19 protein-coding genes are annotated in these 23368 nt (G+C 70.9%); 9 read left to right on the forward strand and 10 right to left on the reverse strand.

Annotated features, from left to right (window positions below):
* Nucleotides 1-95 precede the first annotated feature (95 nt).
* A complete protein-coding gene (gene ubiA, locus GGR64_RS17050) occupies nt 96-998 on the forward strand; it encodes a 4-hydroxybenzoate octaprenyltransferase (RefSeq protein ID WP_184647302.1) in 903 nt (300 codons plus the stop codon).
* Nucleotides 999-1251: 253 nt separating this feature from the next.
* Here ubiA and GGR64_RS17055 read toward each other — a convergent pair whose 3' ends face one another.
* Both GGR64_RS17055 and GGR64_RS17060 read right to left on the reverse strand, forming a co-directional pair.
* Complete coding sequence (locus GGR64_RS17055; RefSeq protein ID WP_160968676.1) at nt 1252-1758, reverse strand: preprotein translocase subunit SecD; 507 nt, start codon at nt 1756-1758, stop codon at nt 1252-1254.
* A 229-nt stretch (nt 1759-1987) separates the two neighbouring features.
* Nucleotides 1988-2725, reverse strand: coding sequence for a ComF family protein (locus tag GGR64_RS17060; RefSeq protein ID WP_184647304.1), 738 nt, complete (start codon nt 2723-2725; stop codon nt 1988-1990).
* A 49-nt stretch (nt 2726-2774) separates the two neighbouring features.
* On the opposite strand from GGR64_RS17060, the gene bioB reads away from it, so the two are divergent.
* From bioB to bioC, 6 genes are all read left to right on the forward strand, one after another.
* On the forward strand, nt 2775-3818 hold the full coding sequence (bioB, locus tag GGR64_RS17065) for a biotin synthase BioB (protein WP_160968680.1): 1044 nt from the start codon (nt 2775-2777) through the stop codon (nt 3816-3818).
* A 105-nt stretch (nt 3819-3923) separates the two neighbouring features.
* Nucleotides 3924-5129 carry an 8-amino-7-oxononanoate synthase gene (gene bioF / locus GGR64_RS17070; RefSeq protein ID WP_184647306.1) on the forward strand — a complete coding sequence of 402 codons (1206 nt, stop codon included), beginning with the start codon at nt 3924-3926 and terminating at the stop codon, nt 5127-5129.
* On the forward strand, nt 5126-5473 hold the full coding sequence (locus GGR64_RS17075) for a hypothetical protein (RefSeq protein WP_184647308.1): 348 nt from the start codon (nt 5126-5128) through the stop codon (nt 5471-5473). Before bioF ends, GGR64_RS17075 begins: the two co-directional genes overlap by 4 nt.
* Before the next feature lie 47 nt (nt 5474-5520).
* Entirely contained in the window at nt 5521-6282 is a 762-nt protein-coding gene (gene bioH, locus GGR64_RS17080; protein WP_184647310.1) for a pimeloyl-ACP methyl ester esterase BioH, read from the forward strand.
* Nucleotides 6283-7013: 731 nt separating this feature from the next.
* Nucleotides 7014-7796 (forward strand): SDR family oxidoreductase, encoded by a 783-nt coding sequence (locus tag GGR64_RS17085; protein ID WP_184647312.1) that lies wholly within the window; start codon nt 7014-7016, stop codon nt 7794-7796.
* Nucleotides 7797-7920: 124 nt separating this feature from the next.
* Nucleotides 7921-8811, forward strand: coding sequence for a malonyl-ACP O-methyltransferase BioC (bioC, locus tag GGR64_RS17090; RefSeq protein WP_184647314.1), 891 nt, complete (start codon nt 7921-7923; stop codon nt 8809-8811).
* On the opposite strand, the gene GGR64_RS17095 is transcribed toward bioC, so the two are convergent.
* The 4 genes from GGR64_RS17095 to GGR64_RS17110 form a co-directional block, all read right to left on the reverse strand.
* A complete protein-coding gene (locus GGR64_RS17095; RefSeq protein WP_184647316.1) occupies nt 8779-10302 on the reverse strand; it encodes a glycosyltransferase family 39 protein in 1524 nt (507 codons plus the stop codon). The genes bioC and GGR64_RS17095 overlap by 33 nt on opposite strands.
* Nucleotides 10303-10418: 116 nt before the next feature.
* Nucleotides 10419-10847, reverse strand: a complete 429-nt coding sequence (locus GGR64_RS17100) for a ketosteroid isomerase-related protein (protein ID WP_184647318.1) — start codon at nt 10845-10847, stop codon at nt 10419-10421.
* 53 nt (nt 10848-10900) lie between these two features.
* The gene (locus tag GGR64_RS17105; RefSeq protein WP_184647320.1) at nt 10901-11515 is read right to left on the reverse strand and encodes a YdcF family protein; all 615 of its coding nucleotides are present in this window, start codon (nt 11513-11515) and stop codon (nt 10901-10903) included.
* Nucleotides 11500-12459, reverse strand: coding sequence for a pyridoxal-phosphate dependent enzyme (locus tag GGR64_RS17110; RefSeq protein WP_184647322.1), 960 nt, complete (start codon nt 12457-12459; stop codon nt 11500-11502). The genes GGR64_RS17105 and GGR64_RS17110 overlap by 16 nt, the downstream gene beginning before the upstream one ends.
* 164 nt (nt 12460-12623) lie before the next feature.
* Between GGR64_RS17110 and GGR64_RS17115 the strand changes: the two genes are divergently transcribed.
* Both GGR64_RS17115 and mnmG read left to right on the forward strand, forming a co-directional pair.
* Nucleotides 12624-13145 (forward strand): hypothetical protein, encoded by a 522-nt coding sequence (locus GGR64_RS17115; protein WP_160968700.1) that lies wholly within the window; start codon nt 12624-12626, stop codon nt 13143-13145.
* Nucleotides 13146-13653: 508 nt separating this feature from the next.
* On the forward strand, nt 13654-15543 hold the full coding sequence (gene mnmG, locus GGR64_RS17120) for a tRNA uridine-5-carboxymethylaminomethyl(34) synthesis enzyme MnmG (RefSeq protein WP_184647324.1): 1890 nt from the start codon (nt 13654-13656) through the stop codon (nt 15541-15543).
* Between the two features lie 398 nt (nt 15544-15941).
* On the opposite strand, the gene GGR64_RS17125 is transcribed toward mnmG, so the two are convergent.
* The 4 genes from GGR64_RS17125 to GGR64_RS17140 all read right to left on the reverse strand — a co-directional run bounded on the left by GGR64_RS17125 (nt 15942) and on the right by GGR64_RS17140 (nt 23360).
* Nucleotides 15942-16901 carry an alpha/beta hydrolase gene (locus GGR64_RS17125; RefSeq protein ID WP_184647326.1) on the reverse strand — a complete coding sequence of 320 codons (960 nt, stop codon included), beginning with the start codon at nt 16899-16901 and terminating at the stop codon, nt 15942-15944.
* 611 nt (nt 16902-17512) lie between these two features.
* Nucleotides 17513-18370 carry a PA4780 family RIO1-like protein kinase gene (locus tag GGR64_RS17130; RefSeq protein WP_184450029.1) on the reverse strand — a complete coding sequence of 286 codons (858 nt, stop codon included), beginning with the start codon at nt 18368-18370 and terminating at the stop codon, nt 17513-17515.
* A gap of 431 nt (nt 18371-18801) precedes the next feature.
* Entirely contained in the window at nt 18802-20235 is a 1434-nt protein-coding gene (locus GGR64_RS17135) for an efflux transporter outer membrane subunit (protein ID WP_184647328.1), read from the reverse strand.
* Nucleotides 20232-23360: an efflux RND transporter permease subunit gene (locus GGR64_RS17140; protein ID WP_184647330.1), complete on the reverse strand. Its 3129-nt coding sequence runs from the start codon at nt 23358-23360 to the stop codon at nt 20232-20234. The genes GGR64_RS17135 and GGR64_RS17140 overlap by 4 nt, the downstream gene beginning before the upstream one ends.
* Nucleotides 23361-23368 lie beyond the last annotated feature (8 nt).

Below are 23368 nucleotides of genomic sequence, written 5' to 3' on the forward strand. Positions count from 1 at the left end.
GGCCCCACCATCGCCAGCCCCAGGCGCGGCAGCGCACGCCACCGCAGCAGCATCGCGTGCTGCCGCCCACACGGCACGGCTGCTACCCTTGCGCGATGGGTTACGAACGCTACGAAACGCCTGCCGCGCTGCCGCCGCGCGCGCGCCTGGGCCAGTACTGGAAGCTGCTGCGCGGCGACCGGCCGATCGGCGTGCTGCTGCTGCTGTGGCCGACCTGGTGGGCGCTGTGGCTGGCCGCCGATGGGGTGCCGCCGCTGTGGACCCTGTGCGTGTTCACCGCCGGGGTGTGGCTGACCCGCTCGGCCGGCTGCGTGATCAACGACTACGCCGACCGCTGGCTGGACCCGCAGGTCGAGCGCACCCGCAGCCGGCCGCTGGCCACCGGCGCGGTCAGCGGCCGCGAGGCGCTGGCGGTGTTCGCGGTGCTGATGCTGGTGGCGTTCGCGCTGGTGCTGACGATGAACGCGCTGACCATCGGCCTGAGCGTGGTCGGGCTGTTCCTGGCCGCCAGCTATCCCTACCTGAAGCGCTACACCTACCTGCCGCAGGTCTACCTGGGCATGGCCTTCGGCTGGGGCATCCCGATGGCGTTCGCGGCGATCCGCGGCGAAGTGCCGGCGCTGGGCTGGCTGCTGTACGCGGTCAATATCCTGTGGGCCACCGCGTACGACACCTGGTATGCGATGGTCGATCGCGAGGACGACCTGCGCGCCGGCTCCAAGTCCACCGCCATCCTGTTCGGCGAACTGGACCTGGTCATCCAGGGCGTGCTGTACGCGCTGATGTTCGTCGCGCTCGCCTTCGTCGGCCACCGCGCCACCATGGGCGTGTGGTACTGGGCCGGCCTGGGCGTGGCGGCACTGCTGGTGGCCGCCGAGTTCCGCATGGCCCGGCACCGCGAACGCGCGGCGTGCTTCCGCGCCTTCCTGCACAACAACTGGGTCGGCCTGGCGATCTTCGCCGGCATCGCCGCGGCGCTGGCGTTGCGCGCGGCCTAGGGCCTGTCGTCGCCCACGCGCAGCGCGCTCTGAAACTCGACCCTGCGCGGGCGACTCTCGCGCCAGGCCGTCGCGAGTCAGCGGCGATGCGCCGTGCCGGCCGCGGCCTCGCAAAACGCTGGCTCGCCCCGACGCGCAATGCCGACATCGTGACGCCCAGGCAGCGCCCATCTCCAGCCACGCCAGCGGTTCGCCCCACGCAGGACCGGAGAACGACGCGGCATCCGGCCGCGCCTCATCGCACCGGCACGTTCTAGCGCTTGCCGTCCTGCGCTGGCGCATCCGCGGCCGGCGCGCGGGTCAACAGCGCGAACGCCCGCTGCTGTTCCTGCACGTCCTGCAGCCCGCTGATCCGCAGGCTGTCGCCCGGCAACGGCGCCATGATCGTGGCCACGGTCAGCACCCGGCCGTCGGCCAACAGCGCGATCGGCTTGCCGACATTTTGCTCGGTGGCCTGGGTCAGACGTTGGCCGTGTCCAGGAAAGCGCAGATCCAGCGCCGGCTGCCCATCGCCGTTGTCGGCGGGCGCCACGGTCGCCGCATTCTCGACGACCAGCAGCGGCTGCGGCGCCAGGTACACCGGCTGCCCGTGGTAGTCGGCCTGAGCATAGTCGGGCGCGGGTGTGTGGCTGACCAGGCGCCATTCCATCTTCGCCTTGACCGGGCTGGCATCGGCGGCGTCCGGTGCCTTGCCGTCTCCACACCCGGTGGCACCGAAGACACACAGCGCCATCGACAGACCCAAAGCCATCCAGCGCATCGCAAGCTCCTTTCGTTGAGGTCGTCACGATCATAAAGCCGCGTGCGTCTGCCGACCGTTCATACGCACAGGCGCAAGCGCCTGGCGGAGACCGCCGCTGCAGCGCGTCGGCCGATACGCGCGCAACGCGGCGCGTACCGGTTGTCTTGCACGGCACGCAAAGCGTCCCGCCCCGGGCGCCTTCCAGCTGAGCCCAGCCGCTGCACCACGCGCGACAGAGGCGCCACGCTCACGGCACCCGCGCCACCACCCAGGCATCGACCCGGGCGACGCCGGCACGCCGCAGTGCCTGTGCCGCGGCGTGCAGGGTCGCGCCGGTGGTCATCACGTCGTCGACCAGCGCCACATGCGCCGGCAGCACCGCTGACGCCGACGCCGGCACCGCGAACGCACCGCGCAGATTGCGCCGGCGCGCGCGGGCATCCAGTTCGGATTGTGCAGCGGTCGCGCGCACTCGCTGCAGCTCCAGGCACAGCGGCAGCGCCAACGCGCGCGCCAATGGCCGCGCCAGTTCCAGCGCCTGGTCGTAGCCACGCTGGCGCAGCCGCGCCGGATGCAGCGGCACCGGCAGCAGCGCCTGCGGCCGCGGCAGCGCCGCGCAGCGTGCCTGCAGCAGCGCGGCGAGCAACCGCCCGGCCGCCAGGTCCTGGTGGAACTTGAAGCGACGCAATAGGCCATCGACCGGCGCGGCGTACACGCAGGCGCTGGCGACCCGCTCCAGCGGCGGCGGCCGGCGTTGGCACACGCCGCAGACCTGCTCGGCATCCAGCGCCGGCAACGGCAGCGCACAGCGGCAGCAGGCCGCCGCATTCCAGGGCACGCCTTCGCGACAGGCCGCACACAGGTCCAGGCCCGGCACGCCAGGCTCCCCGCAGACCAGGCAGCGTTCCGGCAGCAGGCGGCGCTGCAGCCACCGCCAGCCACCGTCAACCAAACCAAGCATCGTGAAGTTGACAGGACTTTGCATGCTCACCAGACTGCCCGCTTTCCCAGCCGCTGACCGTCAGGAAACCCCCATGTCCGCTGTCGTCCGACACGACTGGCAACGCCAGGAATTGCTTGCCCTGTTCGATCTGCCGTTCCCGGAACTGCTGCACCGCGCCGCCGCCGTGCACCGCGAACACTTCGATCCAGCACAGGTGCAGGTGTCCACCCTGCTGTCGGTGAAGACCGGCGGCTGCCCGGAAGACTGCGCGTACTGCCCGCAGGCGCAGCGCTACGCCACCGGCGTGGAAGCGCAGAAGCTGATGAGCACCGAGGCGGTGCTGGACAAGGCGCGCCAGGCCAAGGCCGCCGGCGCCTCGCGGTTCTGCATGGGCGCGGCCTGGCGCTCGCCCAAGGACCGTGACATCCCGAAGGTGGCGGAGATGATCCGCGAGGTGAAGGCGCTGGGCCTGGAGACCTGCGCCACCCTGGGCATGCTCGACGGCACCCAGGCGCAGGCGCTGAAGGCGGCCGGGCTGGACTACTACAACCACAATCTGGACACCGCGCCGGATTTCTACGACTCGATCATCCACACCCGCCAGTACCAGGACCGCCTGGACACGCTGACCCACGTCCGTGACGCCGGCCTGAAGACCTGCTGCGGCGGCATCGTCGGCATGGGCGAGTCGCGCGACCAGCGCGCCGGCCTGCTGCAAGCGCTGGCCAACCTGCCGGTGCATCCGGACTCGGTGCCGATCAACCGCCTGGTGCAGGTCGCCGGCACCCCGCTGCACGGCACGGTCGAGCTCGACCCGTTCGAGTTCGTGCGCACGATCGCGGTTGCCCGCATCGCGATGCCGCGGGCGATGGTGCGGCTGTCGGCCGGGCGCGAGAGCATGAGCGACGAGTTGCAGGCGCTGTGCTTCTGCGCCGGCGCCAACTCGATCTTCTACGGCGAGAAGCTGCTGACCACCGGCAACCCGGACACCGAGCGCGACCAGGCGCTGTTCGCGCGGCTGGGGCTGCGGCCGATGCAGGTGACGGTGGACGCCGACGCGCACGACCACCCCGGCACCGTGCACGCGGACATCACCGCCCAGCCCACGCCGGCGATCGCCGCCGCCCTGGTCTGAGCCCAGGGCGCGCGTCCGTCCGCCGATCCGGCCGTCCATCGCCGGCGGCGCCCGGCCCGGCCGGGGACGCGCTACGCTAACCGGCCCGTTGCCCGTCCCGCGCCCATGGCCCGTCCCGACCTGCACGACCGCATCCAGTCCGCACGCGCCTTGCGCGAAGCGCAGGGGCGCCTGCGCGTGCGCCGCAGCGTCGGCCGCCGCGACGGCGTGCGCCTTGAGCTAGACGGCCGCTGGCTGACCGGCTTCTGCAGCAACGACTACCTGGGCCTGGCCCAGCAGTTCGAAGTGGTCGCGGCGCTGCAGGACGCGGCCTCGCGCGAGGGCGCCGGCGCCACCGCCTCGCACCTGGTGTGCGGCCACCACGCGCTGCACGAGGCGCTGGAACGCGAGATCGCCGACTGGCTCGGCTATCCGCAGGCGCTGCTGTTCGGCAGCGGCTTCATCGCCAACCTGGCGGTGCAGCAGGCGCTGCTGAGCGAGGAAGAGGACGTGTGCGTGCAGGACCGGCTCAACCACGCCAGCCTGCTCGACGCCAGCCGCCTGGCCGGCTGCCGCCTGCGCCGCTATCCGCACCTGGATGCCGAAGGCGCGATGCGCCAGCTCAAGCACGCCGCCGACGGCGCGGCGATGCTGGCCACCGATGGCGTGTTCAGCATGGATGGCGACGTCGCGCCGCTGCGCTCGCTGGCGCTGGTGGCGCGCACGCAACAGGCGCTGCTGTACGTGGACGACGCGCACGGCGTCGGCGTGGTCGGCCCGCATGGGCGCGGCAGCGTCGCCGAGGCCGGGCTGAGCGTCGACGACGTTCCGCTGCAGCTGGTGACCCTGGGCAAGGCGCTGGGTGGCTACGGCGCCGCGGTGGTCGGCGATGCGGCGCTGATCCGGCATCTGGCCGAAACCGCGCGGCCGTATCTGTACACCACCGCGCTGCCGCCGGCGCAGGCCGCGGCCTCGTTGGCGGCGGTCAAGCTGGCGCGCCGCGACCAATGGCGGCGCGAGCGGCTGGTCGAACTGATCGCCCTGTTCCGCGGCGGCGCACGCCGCCATGGCCTGGAACTGATGGCCTCGGACACGCCGATCCAGCCGCTGCTGTGCGGCGAGGAGCGCACCGCGCTGGCGTGGTCGGCGGCGCTGGAACAGGCCGGCTACCTGGTCTCGGCGATCCGTCCGCCGACCGTGCCGGAAGGCAAGTCGCGGCTGCGCGTGACCCTGTCGGCGCTGCACACGCCGGCGCAGGTGCAGGCACTGCTGGATGCACTGGCGCTGGCGCGCGATCGCGTGGCCGCGCATCCGCCCGGCCTGCCGGCGTGAGCGAGGACACCGCACAACGCAAGGTCTGGGAGGCGCTGTCGGAGCTGTATCTGGACGATGCGGTCGACGTCCGCCATGCGCACATCGCCGCCGTGCTCGCCGCCTCGCCGTTCGCCACCGACGCGCTCTGGCAGATGCTGCGCGACGACGTGCATCCGCGGCTGGCGCCCAACCTGCTGACGCCGGCCGGCGCCTGGCAGGGCATCGACGGTGACTGGCTGAGCGCGGCGATCCAATGCCGCGGCGGCGTGCACCGCTGGTCGGCCTGGCGCACCCGCGACTATCCGCGCCGGCAGTGGCACCTGCTGCTGCCGCAGGTGCTGGCCCAGCGCGCGGCGCACTGACGCGGCAGCCGACACGCCTTCCTGTTTCTTCGCGACGACCGACGACGATGCATATCGACACCCTGGGGCAGGGCCCCGATCTGGTCCTGCTGCACGGCTGGGCGTTGAACGGCGGCATCTTCGCGCCATTGGTGGAGCGCCTGTCGGCGCAGTACCGCCTGCATCTGGTGGACCTGCCCGGGCACGGCCACAGCCGCGGCGACGACACGCCGCTGGCGCTGCCGCATGTGGTCAGCGCGATCGCCGCGGCCACGCCGCCGGCGGTGTGGCTGGGCTGGTCGCTGGGCGGACTGTTCGCGCTGCATGCCGCCGCCACGCAACCGCAGGTGCGCGGGCTGGCGATGCTCGCGGCGACGCCACGCTTCGTGCGCGGCAGCGACTGGCCGCACGCGGTGGAGCCGCAGGTGTTCGAACAGTTCGGCCGCGATCTGGCCGAGGACTACCGCGGCACCCTCGAGCGCTTCCTGGCACTGGACACGCTCGGCTCGGCGCACGCCCGCGCCGAACTGCGCACCCTGCGCGAAGCGCTCGACGCCCGCGGCGCCCCCGACCCGCACGTGCTGCAGGACGGGCTGACCCTGCTGGAACGCACCGACCTGCGCCGCGCCCTCCCCGGCCTGCGCGTACCCAGCCTGTGGATCGGCGGCCAACGCGACCGCCTGGTCCCGCCCGCGGGCATGGAGGCTGCCGCGGCGCTAGCGCCGAACGCGCGCGCACTGATCGTCGCCGGCGGCGGCCACGCCCCGTTCCTCGGCCATGCCGACGCCGTCGCCGAAGCGCTGCGCGACTTTCTGGCGGCGCTGGACTAGCGGCGTCGCGCCGCGTGGACGATCCACGGCCGTGCCGTGGGAGCGGCGTCGGTCGCGGCGCATGTTCGGCCAATCGCGTCGCGGCTGAAGTCAATCCCATAAAAAGCCGAAATCGGAATTCTTCCGGGACCGCGGGGCGATTGCGATTGCACTGTGGGAGGGACTTCAGTCCCGACGACTGGACCTGGCGGCCTCCATTCCTCTCACCCAGACAGTCCTGCAACGCGCGGACGCATGGCATCCCGATCGCGTCCGAAGACGGTGGACTTCCCCACTCCGTTCGTCGCGACCGCATGACGGTCGACTCCCACACTGCATCACGCACCCCGTACCGACGTCAGAAGACGCAAGCGGCTCCATCATGGAACTCAACTGTCATGCAGCCGCGACAAGCGACGCCGAAAGCCCGCTGACACCCTCCGTCGTCGGGACTGAAGTGCCTCCCACAAGGATGCCCACCCCATCCCTGCGAGAGCGGCTTCAGGACACGTCGACCCCGAAAACTCGATCTGCATCTTTCGCAACCGACTGATCCGTCTGGCGCGCGATTCTTTAAGTCGAGGTTTTTAGAGGTGCCCTTCAGTCGCGACGCATGACAGCCGCGCGCAGCGCAGCGAAAGCCGCTACGGCACAGGTCTTGCGCGCTCAACCGTCCTGCCGTCGCGCTGCGACGCTGGCCGCCGCAACGCCGATGTCCGATCATTGCGACTTCTTCGAAACGGAGTGCACGCATGGACCTGGGAATCGCCGGCAAGTGGGCGCTGGTCTGCGCCGCGAGCAAGGGGCTGGGACTGGGCTGCGCGCAGGCGCTGGCCCGCGAAGGCGTCCACGTGACGATCGTGGCGCGCGGCCAGGCCGGGCTGGATGCGGCCGCGGCGCAGTTGCGCGCGCTCGACGGCGGTGGCGAGGTGGTCGCGGTGGCCGCGGACATCGCCACCGAAGCCGGACGCGCCGCCGCACTGGCCGCCTGCCCACAGGTCGACATCCTGATCAACAACGCCGGCGGTCCGCCGCCCGGCGATTTCCGCGAGTGGGAACGCGAGGACTGGCTGCGCGCGCTCGACGCCAACATGCTGGCGCCGATCGCATTGATCCGCGCCACCGTCGATGCGATGCAGGCGCGCGGCTTCGGTCGCATCGTCAACATCACCTCGGCCGCGGTGAAGGCGCCGATCGACAGCCTGGGCCTGTCCAACGGCGCGCGCGCCGGCCTCACCGGCTTCGTCGCCGGGCTGGCGCGGCGCACGGTGGCGCACAACGTCACCATCAACAACCTGCTGCCCGGGCAGTTCGACACCGACCGGCTGCGCGGCAACATCGCCCACGCCGCGCAACGCGAGGGCGTCGATCCCGCCGACCTGGCCGAACGCAAGCGCCGGCAGATTCCGGCCGGACGCTTCGGCACCGCAGAGGAATTCGGCGCGGCCTGCGCCTTCCTGTGCAGCGCGCAGGCCGGTTACCTGAGCGGACAGAACCTGTTGCTGGATGGCGGCAGCTATCCGGGGACGTTCTGAAGAGCCGGGATTGGGGAGTCGGGAATCGGGATTCGTAAGCCGAGATTGGCGGCGCGTGCGCAGAACGCGGTGATGCAGACACCACAACTGGCCGCAGCGCGGCGCGGCCGGCGATAATGCGCGGATGGATCCTTCCGCGTTCGATTCCCAGCACATCCGCCGCGCATTCGCGCGTGCCGCCGCCAGTTACGACGCCGCCGCGGCGCTGCAGCGCGAGGTGCAGGGGCGCTTGCTGGAATCGCTGGACTACCTCGGCGACCGCGTGCCGCAGGTGGTGCTGGACGTCGGCAGCGGCCCGGCGCACGCCGCCGCGGCGATGAAGAAGCGCTGGCCGCGCGCGCAGGTGATCGCGCTCGACCAGGCCCTGCCGATGCTGCAGCAGGCCAAGCGCCAGGCCGGCTGGTGGAAGCCGTTCGGCCGCGTTTGCGCCGATGCGCGCGCGCTGCCGCTGGCCGAGCACAGCGTCGATGTGATCTTCAGCAATCTGTGCCTGCAGTGGGTCGAGGACCTGCCGGCAGTGTTCGCCGGGTTCCGCCGCGTGCTGCGCCCCGGTGGGCTACTGCTGTGTTCCAGCTTCGGCCCGGACACCCTGATCGAGCTGCGCGAGGCGTTCGCCCAGGCCGACCGGACCACGCCGCATGTGAGCCGCTTCGCGCCGATCGCGCAGTTCGGCGATGCGCTGATGCTCTCGGGCTTCCGCGATCCGGTACTGGACCGCGACGTGTTCAACCTGACCTACCCGGACCTTGCCGCGCTGATGCGCGAACTGCGCGCGATCGGCGCCACCAACGCGCTGCAGGCGCGCCGCCACACCCTCACCGGCCGCGGCCGGTTCGCCGCCGCCAACGCCGCCTACGAGCCGCTGCGCGGCGCCGACGGTACCCTGCCCAGCACCTGGGAAGTGATCTACGCGCATGCCTGGGCGCCGCCGCCGGGCGCGCCGATCCGCGAAGGCGGCGGCGAGATTGCCGCGGTGCCGCTGTCAGCGATCCCGATCCGCCGCCGCGGCGACTGAGCCGGGCAGCACCCGGAACAGCACCCGGCCCTGGTAGGGCGTCCCCAGCGCCTGCACCTGCGCGCCCTGCGCGCCCTGCGCGGCGATGCGCGCGGCCACCTGCGGCCAGGCCACGTCCTTGCACACCCACACGCGGCCGGCGCGCGGTTGCCGCAGCACCGTCGCCAGGTCGGCGTCGTACTCGGGACCGAAACGCGGCGCGTCGGGCAAGGGATCCAGGCGGATCTTGCGCACCTGCGCGCCCAGTTCCAGGCGCAGGCCGTAGCGCGCCATGTCCTCGACGAACACCACCTCGCGCACCGGCGCGCCGGCACGCTGGGCGATCGCCTGCGCCCAGGCGTCGGCGTCCTTGTGCGTGGGCAGCAGCGCCAGCGCCAGCTTGAGCGCCAGCAACAGCGCGCACCAGCCCAGCAACCACGGCCAGCGCCACGGCGCACGGCGCTCCTGCACGCGCTGCCACGCCGCCAGCAGCGCCAGCGGCACGAACAGCGGCAGCACGTACAGCGGCAACCGCGAGCGCGACAGGCACAGCACCAGCAGCGGCACCAGCAGCCACAGCGTCAGCAACAGCGGCGCGGCCTGATACAGGCGCTGCGCCGGATCGCGCCACCATTGCCGCAGCTGCCGCGGCAACTGCCAGGCCCAGCGCGCCAGCGCCGGCGTCCACGGCAGCGTGCCCAGGACCAGGATCGGCGCATACGCCACCGCCCAGCCGTACCACTGCGCGTTGCGCCCGAACGCATCGCTGGCCACGCGCTTGACCACCTCGTCGCCGACGAAGTACTGCAGCAACCCCGGATGGCCGTGGATCACCGCCAGGTACCAGGGCAGCGCCAGCACCACGAACAGGACGAGGCCGGAGAGTTGCAGCGCGCGCCGCGGCGGTCCCGGCGTCACCGCGTTGAACAGCAGCAGCGCCGGCAACGGCAGCAGGCCGGGCGGGCCCTTGGTCATGAACGCCAGGGCGAAGCCGGCCCACATCGCCGCGATCCAGCGCTTGCCCTGTCCGGGCGGATGCGCACGCGCCTCGACGAAGGCCCACACCGCCAGGGCCTCGCAGGCGGCGAGCGGGAAGTCGGTGGAAATCCATTGCGACACGCCGAACGGCGCCAGCATGGTCGCGTAGAGCAGCGCGGCCTGCGCCGGCAGTTCGGGCCGTTCGGGAAACAGCCGCGCGGCCAGGCGCCAGACCAGCAGCACGCTCAGCAGGTAGGCCAGCGCCGACGGCAGCCGCGCCGCCCACGGCGACGGCCCGAAGACCGCGACGCTGGCGGCGATCGCCCAGTAGGTCAGCGGCGGCTTGGTCCAGTGCGCCACGTCCTCGCTGCGCCGGGGCGTGAGCCAGTCGCCGCTGTGCAGCATGTTCAGCGCGACATTGGAATAACGGCCTTCGTCGGCGTCCCAGATCCCGCGCGTGCCCAGCAGGGCCAGCGCGAGCGTGCAGGCGAGCAGCGCCACCGCGACGGCCGGGGAACGAAGCAGCGCGCGCATCGGCGGTCCTCTCGGTCGGCGCGGCGACCATAGCCGCGGCGCCTGCGGCCGCAGATGACGGCCGGCGGACAGTTTTGCGACAGCGCGAACGCGCCGGCTTCAGGCCGGCGCGCGGCTCAGGCGGAGACCTGCGCGATCCAGTCTTCCAGGTTGTAGTAGTTGCTGACCCGGGCGATCTTGCCGTCGCGGATGTCGAAGAACGCCCCGCCCGGCAGCACGTAGCGCTGGCCGCGCGCCTCCGGCAGTCCGGTGTCGGTGTGGTGGTATTCGCCATGCACCACGTATTCGGCGGCGGCGCGGCGGCCGTCCTGCGCGGCGAGCACTACGATGTCGTGCAGCTGCTCGCGGTAACTGGCGTTCATGCGCTGCAGGAAGGCGGCGAAGACGTCCTTGCCGGTCTCGCGCGCGCCCTGGTTGAGATCGTGGGCGACGTCGTCGCTGAGCATGCCCAGCATGCCGTCCCAGTCGCCGCGGTTGAACGCCGCGTAATAGGCCTGGACCAGGGCGATGGCCTGGTCCTGCGCAGGAACTCCGTGGTTGCTCATGGCTGCCGCCCTCGGGCCGTGGAAACGCCCATCATACGGTCTGGCCACCGCGCTCAGGCGGCCTGCTCGAACAGGTCGCGGTGGAAGAAGTACAGCTCCTGCAGCAGGAAGCGCCAGCGGGTCTGGAAGCTGCGGAAACGGCTGCTCGGCGTCGACGACGCCAGCGCGTCGATCTGCAGTTCCTGGCACAGCCGCAGCGCCCGCGCCATGTGCAGCGGATCGCTGACCACGATGACCCGGTGCAGGCCGTGTTCGCGCATCAGCCGGCGCGCCTCGATCAGGTTCTGCCGGGTGGTGCGCGACACCGTCTCGATCAGGATCGCGTCGGCCGGCACGTCGTGGCGGAGCGCGTAGCGGCGGGCCACCTGCGACTCGGCGAAACGCGCGCCGTTGCCGAAGCCGCCGGTGAAGATCAGGGTCGGCGCGTAGCCGCGCTGGTACAGGTCCAGGCCGTGGCGGATGCGCTCCTCGAACACCGGCGACGGCTTGGCGTCGTAGGCGGCCGCGCCGAGCACGATGATCGCGTCCGCCGGCGCCGCCTGGTCGCGGTCGCCGACCCAGACGATGTAGATCGCCACGCCGAGCAGCCACAGCCCCAGCAACGCCGCCAGGCGCAGCAGCCAGCGCAGCCAGCGGAAGCCGCCCCGCGCGCTCATGCCGCGCCCCATGGCAAGGCGTCCAGGTCGACGTTGCCGCCGGACAGGATCACCCCGACCCGGCGCCCGGCGAAGCGCGCCGGCTGCGCCAGCACCGCCGCCAGGGCGATCGCCGAGGACGGCTCCACCACCTGCTTGAGCACCTGCCACAGCAGCCGCATCGCCGCCACGGTCGCCGCGTCCTCGACCACCAACACCTCGGCATGGCCATGCAACAGGGCGAAGTTGGGTTCGCCCAGGCTGCCGCGCAGGCCGTCGCAGACGGTGTCCGGGACCATGTCCACGCGGCGCTCGCCGGCGGCCAGCGAACGCGCGGTGTCGGCGGCGCCGGCCGGCTCGGCCAGCAGCAGTTGCGCCTGCGGCGCCCGCGCCGACAGGGTCAGGTGGCTGCCCGCGGCCAGGCCACCCCCGCCGACCGGCACCACCAGCAGGTCCAGCCCACCGCTGGCGTCCAGCAGTTCCAGCGCGGCGGTGCCCTGCCCGGCGATCACCGCCGGATCGGCATAGGGATGCACCAGGGTCGCGCCGGTATCGCGCTGCACCTGGGCGCACAGCGCCTCGCGCGCGGCGATGCTCGGCGCGCAGCGCCACAGCGTGGCGCCGTGACGGGCGATGTTGGCGAGCTTGGCGGCGACCGCCCCCTCCGGCACCACCACATGGCAGCCGATGCCACGGGTGCGCGCGGCCAGGGCCAGGGCCGCGCCGTGGTTGCCGGAAGAGTGGGTGACCACACCGCGCTTCGCCTGCGCCGGGTCAAGTGCCCACACCGCGTTGCAGGCACCGCGGAACTTGAACGCGCCGCCGCGCTGCAGGTGTTCGGCCTTGAAGTACAGCTGCGCGCCGGTGGCGGCATCCAGCGCCCGCGAGCGCAGCACCGGGGTCGGCCGCGCGTGCGCGGCAATGCGTGCGGCGGCCGCCAGGACGTCGCCGAACTCGGGCAGAAAACGTGAGACCATGCGCGAAAGGGTAGCGTATCGTCGCCAACGTGCAGCGTCCGCCAACCGTGCCGGTTCGCCGCCGTTGCGCGCAACTTAAGCGTTCAAGTGCAGCCGATGAAGTTAAGGGGGGATTCAATGCCACGGACCGAACCTGTCAGCCAGCCTGCTGGAGGGCAAACGCCATGAAACTGCGCCTGATCTGCGCCGCTGGACTGCTGGCCGCACTGGGCGGCTGCGCCACCTACGATTACGCCGGAGGCGGCGACGGTGGCTACTACCGTGGCGCCCCCTCGGTCGAATACCGCTATCCGGCCGGTTACTCCGAGTACTACTCGCCCTACGGGGCGGTGCCCTACTACGGCTACGGCCCGGCGTACTACGGCTACTACGGGTATGGCGTGCCGTATTACTACTACCGTGGCTACGACGGCCCGCGTCACCGCCCGCCGCCGCGGCCGCGGCCGGACGACGGTGGTTCGCGCCCGCCTCCGCCGCCGCCCAGCGTGGGCGGTCGGGTGCCCTCGCCCTGGCGCGACATGGATCGCCTGCGCCGTCCGGACGCGCTGAATTCGGCGCCGCGGCCGCAGTCCATGCAGCCGGCGCGGCCAGCGATGCAGCGTCCGGAAGGCATGCAGCGTCCGCCGGCGCCGCGCCCCGGCAATATGGGTCGCAGCAATGGGACACGTCGCACACTCGAACCCTGAGAAAGGGCTTGCGTTCGCCTGTCCCAGCACGCACTCTACGTCCTACGGGGTGACCGTCTGCGTCGCTTTATGACCCGAAGGGGTCGACCCCACTGTCTATGTCGATGTCCGACAGGGAAATCTGGATCCCCCCTGTTCCGGCCCTGTCGGGCGTCGGCGCCTCACAACGAAAAGCCCCGGTTCGCCGGGGCTTTTCGCGTTGGGGCCTTGCCGTTGCTGGCGCGGCGCCGGCGATGCGCGAAAGACGGGCATAAAAAAGGGCCGGTAGTCCCCCGACTACCGGCCCCCAGCTCCCCCAACGTGCGCGTGACTGGCCCCTGTTCCAATTCCAGTCATACGCCCCTGACGCATTGCCACGTTGGGTGCAGTGGGAATATCTGCAGATTGCGTGCCAACTTGAGGCCCGGATCTGCAATTTGTGATGCAACCGCTAAAATTCCTGTTTCCGCCCTTGGCGATCCCGCCTGCGGCCCCTGCTGCCGGTCCCGCGCCGGCCGACGAGACCCCGATGAGCGACTCCTTCTACCGCTATGACGTGATCGTGATCGGCGGCGGCCATGCCGGCACCGAGGCGGCGCTGGCGTCCGCGCGTGCCGGCGCGCGCACCCTGCTGCTGACCCACAACGTGGAGACGGTGGGAGCGATGAGCTGCAACCCGGCCATCGGCGGCATCGGCAAGGGCCACCTGGTCAAGGAGATCGACGCGCTGGGCGGGGCGATGGCCCAGGCCGCGGACCTGGCCGGCATCCAGTGGCGCACCCTCAACGCCTCCAAGGGCCCGGCGGTGCGCGCGACCCGCTGCCAGGCCGACCGCAACCTGTACCGCAGCGCGATCCGGCGCCTGGTCGAGGCGCAGCCGAACCTGACCCTGTTCCAGGCCGCGGTGGACGACCTGGTGATGGACGGCGAGCGCGTGCGCGGCGTGCTGACCCAGACCGGGCTGCGCTTCGAGGCCGCGGCGGTCGTGCTGACCGCCGGCACCTTCCTGGCCGGCAAGATCCACATCGGCCAGACCCAGTACGCCGGCGGCCGCGCCGGCGATCCGCCGGCCACCGCGCTGGCGCAGGCACTGCGCGACGGTCGCTTCGGCGTGGACCGGCTCAAGACCGGCACCCCGCCGCGCATCGACGGGCGCAGCCTGGACTACACGGCGATGGAGGAACAGCCCGGCGACGATCCGCTGCCGGTGATGTCCTTCCTGGGCGAGGTCGCCCAGCATCCGCGCCAGGTCTCGTGCTGGATCACCCACACCACCGAGCGCACCCACGCCATCATCCGCGGCGCGCTGGACCGCTCGCCGCTGTACACCGGGCAGATCGAGGGCATCGGCCCGCGCTACTGCCCCTCGATCGAGGACAAGGTGGTGCGCTTCGCCGAAAAGGCCAGCCACCAGATCTTCGTCGAGCCGGAAGGCCTGGACGTGGTCGAGATCTACCCCAACGGCATCTCCACCTCGCTGCCGTTCGACGTGCAGCTGGAGCTGGTGCGCTCGATCCGCGGCTTCGAGCGCGCCCATATCACCCGCCCCGGCTACGCCATCGAATACGACTTCTTCGACCCGCGCGGGCTCAAGGCCTCGCTGGAGACCAAGGCCATGCCCGGGCTGTTCTTCGCCGGGCAGATCAACGGCACCACCGGCTACGAGGAAGCCGCCGCGCAGGGCCTGATCGCCGGCCTCAACGCCGCGCGCCAGGTGCGCGGGCTGGAGCCGTGGTCGCCGCGCCGCGACCAGGCCTACATCGGTGTGCTGATCGACGACCTGATCACCCACGGCACCAGCGAGCCGTACCGCATGTTCACCAGCCGCGCCGAGTACCGGCTGCAGTTGCGCGAGGACAACGCCGACGCGCGCCTGACCGGGATCGGCCACGACCTGGGCATCGTCGATGCAACGCGCTGGGCGCGCTTCCAGGCCAAGCAGGAGGCGGTGGCACGCGAGAATGAGCGCCTGCGCGCGCTGTGGGCCACGCCGGGCAACGCGCTGGGCCGCGAGGTCGCGGCCACGCTGGGCGTGGCGGTGAGCCGCGAAACCAATGTGCTGGACCTGATCAAGCGCCCGGAGCTGGACTACGCCGCGCTGATGCGGGTGCCGTCGCTGGGCCCGGGCGTGGCCGATACGCAGGTGGCCGAGCAGGTGGAGATCGGCATCAAGTACGCCGGCTACCTGGACCGCCAGCGCGAAGAGATCGCGCGCCAGCAGCGCCACGAAGACACCCCGATCCCGGCCACGTTCGACTACGCGCAGGTGCGCGGGCTGTCGGCCGAAGTGCAGCAGAAGCTCGAGCGCGTGCGTCCGCAGACCGTAGGCCAGGCGCAGCGCATCCCCGGCATGACCCCGGCCGCGATCTCGCTGCTGCTGGTGCACTTGGAACGGGCGCGGCGCAGCCGGGTGGCGTGATCTGCCCCGGACGCGCATCGCCCGCGGCATTCGCGTAGGCGTCCACTGTCATGCAGCCGCGACAAGCGAAGCCGAAAGCCGACTGACACCCTCCGTCGTCGGGACTGAAGTCCCTCCCACAGTGCAGTCCTCCGACAAGGCGAGTGCCGCACCTGCGGGAGCGGTTTCAGCCGCGACGAGCGGAGTGGGCCGGCGATCGGACCTCGGAGCGCTCGGGTCCGAAGTCCCTGCCAGAACAAGCAGTTCGACACGTCCGTGCCGGCAACCGACCGTGCATCGTTAGGAGTCCCCTATCTTCAGCCGCGACAGGTTCCCTTAACGCCTGCCGCGGCTGAAGCCGCTACTACAGCATGCGGGCGGTACACGGCGCGATGCATTGCGATCGCGCCGTGCGGCATTCAGTCCCGGACGACCACCGGCAGTAGACGCTGTCGCAGCAACAGCGCCGCCAGGTCCAGGGTTTCGCCGGCCACGCGCATCACGCTGCCCATGTTGATGAAGCCGTGGATCATGCCGGGGTGGACACGCACCAGGGTTTCCACGCCGGCCTCGCGCAGGCGCTGCGCGTAGTGCAGGCCTTCGTCGTGCAGCGCGTCGCGGTCGGCCAGCACCACCAGCGCCGGGGCGACGCCGGCCACGTCCGGCGCGACCACCGGCGAGATGCGCCAGTCCGACCCAAGCGACGGGTCGGGCAGATACTGATTGTCGAAGAAGCGCATCGCCGCTTCGGTCAGCGGCGGGATGCCGGCGTTGTGTACGCGCGAGGGGAAGGGATTGTCCGGGCGCACGTCGGTGAGCGGATAGATCAGGATCTGGCAGCGCAGGGCGATGCCGGCATCGCGCGCGGCCAGCGCGGCGCTCGCCGCCAGGGCGCCGCCCATGCTGTCGCCGGCGACGGCCAGGCGCTGCGCATCGGCGCCGACCTCGCCCGGGTGCGCGGCCAACCAGTGCAACACGGCGATCACGTCCTCGATGCCGGCCGGCGCCGGATGCTCGGGCGCCAGCCGGTAGTCCACCGCCAGCACCTGGCAGCCGGCACGCGCTGCCAGTTGTCGGCACACGTCGTCGTGCGAGTCGAGGTCGCCGACCACGCCGCCGCCGCCATGCGCGTAGAGGCAGGTCGGCGCCGGGCCTGCGTCGAGGCCGTGCGGACGGTACAGGCGCAGCGGAATCGGCGCGGCCGGACCCGGCGCCTGCAGGTCGCGGACCTCTGCCATTTCCACACGCGGGAAACCGAACTGCGCAGCGACGCCACGCATCATCGCCCGCGCCTCGGGCAAGGGCAGTTCCTCCATCGGTGGCTGCCCGGACTGCTGCGCCAGGGCGAAGAAACGGACGACGTCTGGATCGAAATACATGGGTGGCCCTCCCGGGGCGGCTGCACAAGCGGCGTCGGCCAAATTGTTATTGTCTATAACCATTTTCGCAAATAAGCGAAATGGAACGACCATCACGGCGCTTGGCGGGTCAGCGGCAGGCGGCCGGTCGCGGGGGCGAAGAGGTGCGCGCAATGCAGGCGTGGCAAGGCTTCACGCGGCTTGCCGCGCACGCTGGCCGGTATCGCACCTGCACCGCCGCCGCATTGCGGCGCAGCATGGGCGTGCGCGAATGGGGCTCGCGCCACGGCGTGCCACCTATTCCCAGGTGCGCCGCGTCGAGGTTGGCGAGCGTCCGCTGGCGTTGTGGGTCGCAGCGCCCGCTTGGCGTCCGGTCACGCCGCGCTGTGTCGGCGGCGCGTTGATCAGCCCCAACCGAAGGGCACGGTCGCGCGCCTGTGGTCACGTGGCGATATTGGATTCGGTGCAATCGCACAGGCCCCGATCAGCAGATCAGCAGATACGGTCAGTCTCGCCGAGGCCATGGGCGCCTTGCAGGCGGCCGCGGGCCTGCTGCATGCGGTCGCCCAGGCAGAGAGACTGGGCCACGTGTTCGTTTACGGCGCGGCATGCGCGTGGGAGGAATGACAGCCCTAGTCGTCCTGCTCGGCGGCCTCGCGGCCCTGCTGGCGAATGATGGCTTCCTGCCGCGCGTCCTCGATCGAGGCGCGCACCGCGCGTACGTCGGCACGGCGGGTATCGAAGGTGAAGCGGCCGGTGAGCACGCTGTCCGGGCGCAGCGTGCCCTTCTCGTACAGCGCCCACATCTCCTCGCCGTAATGGGTGGCGTTGAGCTCGGGCGCGAAGCGGCCCAGGCAGTCGCGCAGGTTGTGCACGTCGCGCAGCAGCATGGTGCGGGCGGCGTTGTTGCCGGCGGCACTCACCACCTGCGGGAAATCGATCACCACCGGGCCATCGGCGCCGACCAGCACGTTGTATTCGGACAGATCGCCATGGACCAGGCCCAGGCACAGCATCTTCACCACGTCGCCGACCAGCTGCGTGTGGAAGGCCTCCGCCTGCGCCGGTTCCAGCTCGACTTCGCCCAGCCGCGGCGCGCTCTGCCCGTCGGCATCGGTGACCAGGTCCATCAGCAGCACGCCATGGAAGTAGCCGCGCGGCTGCGGCACGTGCACGCCGGCATCGACCAGCTGGTACAGGGCGTTGGCCTCGGTGTCCTTCCACGCGGCTTCCTGCTCGCGGCGGCCGAACTTGCTGGCCTTGCCGATCGCCCGCGCCTGGCGGCTGCCGCGCACCTTGCGCCCTTCCTGGTACTGCACGCGGGCCTGGAAGCTGCGCTGCGCCATGTCCTTGTAGACCTTGGCGCAGAGCACGTCGTCGCCGGCCTGGACCACGTAGACCGCGGCCTCCTTGCCGCTCTTGAGCGGGCGCAGCACGCCGTCGATGACGCCATCGTCGATCAGCGGCTGCAGGCTCGGGGGGATCTTCATCAGATACGGGCACCTTGGGGTGGAGCCGGGATTATGGCCCACCCCCGCGCCGCGCCCGTCGACAAACAATCGCAGCGCCGGCGTGCGCCGGCGGAGTAGAGTGACGGCCACGGTCGTCGCCAGTGCGGCAGAGTCCGGGTTTCCACAGCATGAACGTCACGAGGGTGTCATGAGCAAGGGCATGGATCAGAAGAAGAGCGAGAAGAAGCAGCCGACCAAGACGCTGAAGGAAAAGCGCGCGGCCAAGCAGGAAAAGAAGAAGGGCTGAGTGGATCCGGCCCCGCCGCAACGCTGCGGACGGGGTCGGACACAGCGCGGACGGCGCCGATGGACGGAAGCGTCCATGCCGTCCGCGGAGGGACCACGCCGCCCCGCGGCGTGGGCAGCTTGGCCATGCAGCGCTGCGTCCGCGTTGCTGCTTGCCGCCGTGCTCAGGGCGCGGCGGCCTGCGCGTCGGCACCGCCGCCGAGCATCTGGTACAGGGTGACGCGGTTGCTGGCGTCCTGCAGGCGCAGCGCGATCAGCGCCTGCTGCGCGGCAAACAGCGAACGCTGCGCATCCAGCACCGGCAGGTGGCCGTCCAGGCCGGCGCGGTAGCGCGCGTCGGCCAGGGTGTAGCTGCGCTGGCTGGCGTCGACCAGGGCCTGTTGCGCGGTCAGCTGCGACTGCAGGTGATCGCGCGTGGCCAGGGCGTCGGCCACTTCGGCGAAGGCCGACTGGATCGCCTTCTCGTACTGCGCCACGGCGATGTCCTTGCCGAGCTTGGAGGCGTCCAGCGAGGCCTTCAGCGCACCGGCGTGGAAGATCGGCGCGGTGATGCTGGGCACGAACGACCAGGTGCGGCTGCCGGCGGAGAACAGCGTGGACAGCGCATCGCTGCTGCGCCCGGTGGACGCGGTCAGGCTCAGCGACGGGAAGAACGCCGCGCGCGCGGCGCCGATGTCGGCATTGGCCGCCTGCAAGGTGTGCTCGGCGGCGAGCACGTCCGGGCGCTGCAGCAACACCGTCGAGGACAGGTGCGCCGGCAGCCCCGCCAGTGCGACGCTGCCCTGCATGGCCTGCGCGGTCGGCAGCAGCGCCGCATCGACCGGTGCGCCCACCAGCAGCTGCAACGCATCGCGCGCCTGCGCCAGCTGGGTGGCGGCGCTGGCGACGGCGACACGTGCCGACTCCACGCTGGTCTGCTGCTGCGCCAGGTCCAGCCCGGACGCGCTGCCGATGTCGTGCCGACGCTCGGTCAGTTGCAGGGTCTGGGTCTGGCTGTCCAGGGTCTGCTGCGCCAGGTCCAGTTGTTCCTGGTCCGCGCCCACGGTCAGCCATGCCGCGGCGACCTGGGCGACCAGGGTCAGGCGCACGTTGCGCTGGTTCTCGGCGCTGGACAGCCAGTTCTGCAGGGCCTCCTGCTTGAGGCTGCGCAGTTGTCCAAACAGATCCAACTGCCAGCTGCTGAGCCCGACCTGCAGGGTGTCGCTGGTGCTGACCTCGGGAACGCCGTCGTCGTTGCTGGCGGCGCTGGTGCGACTGCGGTTCACGCTGGCGTTGGCATCGAACGACGGCAATTGCGCGGCGCGCTGGAGGCGGTACTGCGCGCGCGCCTTGTCGATGGACAGCATCGCCACGCGCAGGTCGCGGTTGTTCTGCAAGGCCAGCGCGATGGTCTGGCGCAGTCGCGGATCCAGGAACACCTGCTGCCAGTCCGGCATCGCCAGGGTGTCGGTGGCGGTGCCCGCGGCGGGCGCCGCGTCGACCGCCGCCAGATCGGCCGGCACCGGCGCCGCCGGGCGCACGTAGGTCGGCGCCAGGGTGCAGCCGGACAGGGCCAGCAGCGTGGCCACCGCCACGCTCATGCGCGATGCGGCGCTCATGCCTGCGTCTCCGGGTTGGCGACCGCCGGCCCGGGGAACATCCGCCGCACGATCACGTAGAACAACGGCACGAAGAACAGGCCCAGGGTGATCGAGGCCAGGGTGCCGCCGGTGACGCCAGTGCCCAGCGAGTGGCGCGCGGCCGAGCCGGCGCCCTTGCTGAACACCAGCGGCAGCACACCGAGCAGGAACGCCAGCGAGGTCATCAGGATCGGCCGCAGACGCATCTGCACCGCGTGCAGGGTGGCGGCGAGCAGGCTTTCGCCGCGGTGCTCGAGGTCGCGCGCGAACTCGACGATGAGGATGCCGTTCTTCGCCGCCAGGCCCACCGTGGTCAGCAGGCCTACCTGGAAGTAGACGTCGTTCTCCAGGCCGCGCAAGGTCATCAGCAACACCGCGCCGAACACGCCCACCGGCACCGCCAGCATCACCGCGAACGGGATCGACCAGCTCTCGTACAACGCCACCAGGCACAGGAACACGAACAGCAGCGAGATCCCGTACAGCGCCGGCGCCTGGTTGGCCGACAGCTTTTCCTGATAGGCCATGTCCGACCACGCGTAGCCGAAGCCGTGCGGCAGTTGCTTGCTCAGTTCGGCCATCGCGTCCATCGCCGCGCCGGAGCTGACCCCGGGCACCGCCTGGCCGGTCAGCTCCATCGCCGACACGCCGTTGTAGCGCTCCAGCGCCGCCGGCGCGCTGGTCCAGTGCGAGCGGGTGAACGCCGACATCGGCACCATGTCGCCGCCGCCGTTGCGCACCGTCCAGCGGTCCAGATCCTGCGGCGCCATGCGTGCGTCGGCATCGCCCTGCACGTAGACCTTCTTGATGCGGCCCTTGTAGATGAAGTTGTTGACGAAGTCGCCGCCGAGCGCGCTGTTGAGCGTGGCGTTGATGTCGCCCGGGTCCACGCCCAGCGCCTGCGCCTTGGCGTCGTCGATCTTGACCGCGTACACCGGCGCGTCTTCCAGGCTGGCGTAGCGCACGTTCATCAGCTTGGGATCGTGCTGGGCCAGCCGCAGCAGCTTGTCGCGCGCGGCGACCAGGGCGGCGTGACCGGCACCTTCGTAGTCCATCAGTTCGAAGGTGAAACCGGAGGCGTCGCCGAGGCCGGTGATCGCCGGCGGCGAGGTCACGAACAGCTCCGCGTCGGGCACGTCGGCCAGCGCCTTGTTCAGATGGTCGGCGATGGTCGCCGCATCGTCGTCGCGGTCGTCCCAGTCCTTCAGGCGCACGAACGCCATGCCGACGTTCTGGCCGGCGCCGGTGACGCTGAAGCCGGCCGAGGACAGCACCGAACGCACGCCGGGGTCCTTCAGCGCGGCCTTGGTCAGCCGGTCGGTCACCGCCAGGGTCTGCTCCAGGGTGGAGCCGGCGGGCAGCTTGACCAGCACGTTGAGCATGCCCTCGTCCTCGTCGGGCAGGAACGCGCCGGGCAGGCGCCACAGCAGCAGGCCGGTGACCGCGATCAGCAGCGCATAGGCGATCAGGCCCAGCGCGCGCCGGCCGAGCACCCGCTCGACCAGCGTGCGGTAGCGCTCGGACAGGTGCCGGAAGCGGGTGTTGAACCAGACGAAGAACCAGCCCAGGCGGCCGTGCGACCCGATCGGCGCCTCGCCCTGGTGCAGCGGCTTGAGGATGGTCACGCACAGCGCCGGGGTCAGGGTCATCGCCACCAGCACCGACAGGATCATCGAAGCGGCGATGGTGATGGAGAACTGCCGGTAGATCACGCCAGTGACGCCGTTGAAGAACGCCATCGGCACGAACACCGCGGTCAGCACCAGCACGATGCCGACCAGGGCGCCGCCGATCTGCTGCATCGAGCGCAGCGTCGCCTCCTTCGGCGGCAGGCCTTCCTGGCCCATGACCCGCTCCACGTTCTCCACCACCACGATGGCGTCGTCGACCAGCAGGCCGATCGCCAGCACCATCGCGAACATGGTCAGGGTATTGATGGAGTAACCGAAGGCGGCGAGCACGCCGAAGGTGCCCATCAGCACCACCGGCACGGCGATGGTCGGGATCAGCGTGGCGCGCCAGTTCTGCAGGAACAGGTACATCACCGCGACCACCAGCAACACCGCTTCGATCAGGGTGATGACCACTTCCTTGATCGAGGTGGTGACGAACGGGGTGGTGCTGAAGGCGATGTGGTAGTTGAAACCGTGCGGCCAGTACTGCTTGAGTTCCTGCAGGCGCTGGTCGATGGCCTTGGAGGTTTCCACCGCGTTGGCGTCGGAGTTGAGCTCGATGCCCAGCGAGGCCGAGGGCTTGCCGTTGAAGCGGGTGATGCTGTCGTAGGTCTCCGGGCCCAGGCCGATCTTGGCCACGTCCGACAGGTGCACGGCGGCGCCGCTGGCGTCGCTCTTGAGCACGATCGCACCGAACTGCGCCGGGGTCTGCAGGCGGCTGCGGGTAGTCACGGTGGCGTCCAGACGCTGCCCCCGCAGCGCCGGCTGGCCGCCGATCTCGCCGGCCGACACGTCGGTGTTCTGCGACTGCAGCGCGTTCTCCACGTCCGATGGCATCAGCGCGTACTTGCGCAGCTTCTCCGGGTCCAGCCAGATGCGCATGGCGTATTCCGAGCCCATCGGCTGGATGTTGCCGACGCCGCTGACGCGGCTGATCTGGTCGTCGATGTTCGATTCCATGTAGTTGGCGACATCGAAGTTGTCCATGCTGCCGTCGTCGGACGTGAACGCCACCACCTCGAACAGCGAGCCGCTGGACTTGGTGATGACCAGGCCGTTCTGCTGCACCGCCTGCGGCAACACCGACATCACCGACTGCAACTGGTTCTGCACCTGCACCTGCGCGGTGTCGGCATTGGTGCCAGTCTCGAACACCAGGTTGACCTGCGCACTGCCGTCCGAGGCGCTGGTGGAGGTCATGTACAGCAGGTGGTCCAGGCTCTGCTGCGACTGCTCGATCAGCTGGGTGACGGTGTTCTCCACCGTCTGCGCCGAGGCGCCGGTGTAGGTGGCGCGCACGGTGATGGTGGGCGGCGCCATGTGCGGATAGCGTTCGACCGGCAGCCCATGGATGGCCAGCATGCCGATCAGGACGATGACGATGGCCATGACCCAGGCCACCACCGGGTGGTTGACGAAGAAGCGCGACATGCGGGAGT

The sequence above is a fragment of the Xanthomonas sp. 3307 genome (assembly GCF_014199735.1).
GTDB classification, from domain to species: Bacteria; Pseudomonadota; Gammaproteobacteria; order Xanthomonadales; family Xanthomonadaceae; genus Xanthomonas_A; species Xanthomonas_A rydalmerensis.

What these genes read in the sequence shown, in the direction of transcription:
- ubiA (WP_184647302.1), top strand. Translation starts at nt 96, where the DNA reads ATGGGTTACGAACGCTACGAAACGCCTGCCGCGCTGCCGCCGCGCGCG.
- GGR64_RS17055 (WP_160968676.1), bottom strand. Translation starts at nt 1,758, where the DNA reads ATGCGCTGGATGGCTTTGGGTCTGTCGATGGCGCTGTGTGTCTTCGGT.
- GGR64_RS17060 (WP_184647304.1), bottom strand. Translation starts at nt 2,725, where the DNA reads ATGCAAAGTCCTGTCAACTTCACGATGCTTGGTTTGGTTGACGGTGGC.
- bioB (WP_160968680.1), top strand. Translation starts at nt 2,775, where the DNA reads ATGTCCGCTGTCGTCCGACACGACTGGCAACGCCAGGAATTGCTTGCC.
- bioF (WP_184647306.1), top strand. Translation starts at nt 3,924, where the DNA reads ATGGCCCGTCCCGACCTGCACGACCGCATCCAGTCCGCACGCGCCTTG.
- bioH (WP_184647310.1), top strand. Translation starts at nt 5,521, where the DNA reads ATGCATATCGACACCCTGGGGCAGGGCCCCGATCTGGTCCTGCTGCAC.
- GGR64_RS17085 (WP_184647312.1), top strand. Translation starts at nt 7,014, where the DNA reads ATGGACCTGGGAATCGCCGGCAAGTGGGCGCTGGTCTGCGCCGCGAGC.
- bioC (WP_184647314.1), top strand. Translation starts at nt 7,921, where the DNA reads ATGGATCCTTCCGCGTTCGATTCCCAGCACATCCGCCGCGCATTCGCG.
- GGR64_RS17095 (WP_184647316.1), bottom strand. Translation starts at nt 10,302, where the DNA reads ATGCGCGCGCTGCTTCGTTCCCCGGCCGTCGCGGTGGCGCTGCTCGCC.
- GGR64_RS17100 (WP_184647318.1), bottom strand. Translation starts at nt 10,847, where the DNA reads ATGAGCAACCACGGAGTTCCTGCGCAGGACCAGGCCATCGCCCTGGTC.
- GGR64_RS17105 (WP_184647320.1), bottom strand. Translation starts at nt 11,515, where the DNA reads ATGGGGCGCGGCATGAGCGCGCGGGGCGGCTTCCGCTGGCTGCGCTGG.
- GGR64_RS17110 (WP_184647322.1), bottom strand. Translation starts at nt 12,459, where the DNA reads ATGGTCTCACGTTTTCTGCCCGAGTTCGGCGACGTCCTGGCGGCCGCC.
- GGR64_RS17115 (WP_160968700.1), top strand. Translation starts at nt 12,624, where the DNA reads ATGAAACTGCGCCTGATCTGCGCCGCTGGACTGCTGGCCGCACTGGGC.
- mnmG (WP_184647324.1), top strand. Translation starts at nt 13,654, where the DNA reads ATGAGCGACTCCTTCTACCGCTATGACGTGATCGTGATCGGCGGCGGC.
- GGR64_RS17125 (WP_184647326.1), bottom strand. Translation starts at nt 16,901, where the DNA reads ATGTATTTCGATCCAGACGTCGTCCGTTTCTTCGCCCTGGCGCAGCAG.
- GGR64_RS17130 (WP_184450029.1), bottom strand. Translation starts at nt 18,370, where the DNA reads ATGAAGATCCCCCCGAGCCTGCAGCCGCTGATCGACGATGGCGTCATC.
- GGR64_RS17135 (WP_184647328.1), bottom strand. Translation starts at nt 20,235, where the DNA reads ATGAGCGCCGCATCGCGCATGAGCGTGGCGGTGGCCACGCTGCTGGCC.
- GGR64_RS17140 (WP_184647330.1), bottom strand. Translation starts at nt 23,360, where the DNA reads ATGTCGCGCTTCTTCGTCAACCACCCGGTGGTGGCCTGGGTCATGGCC.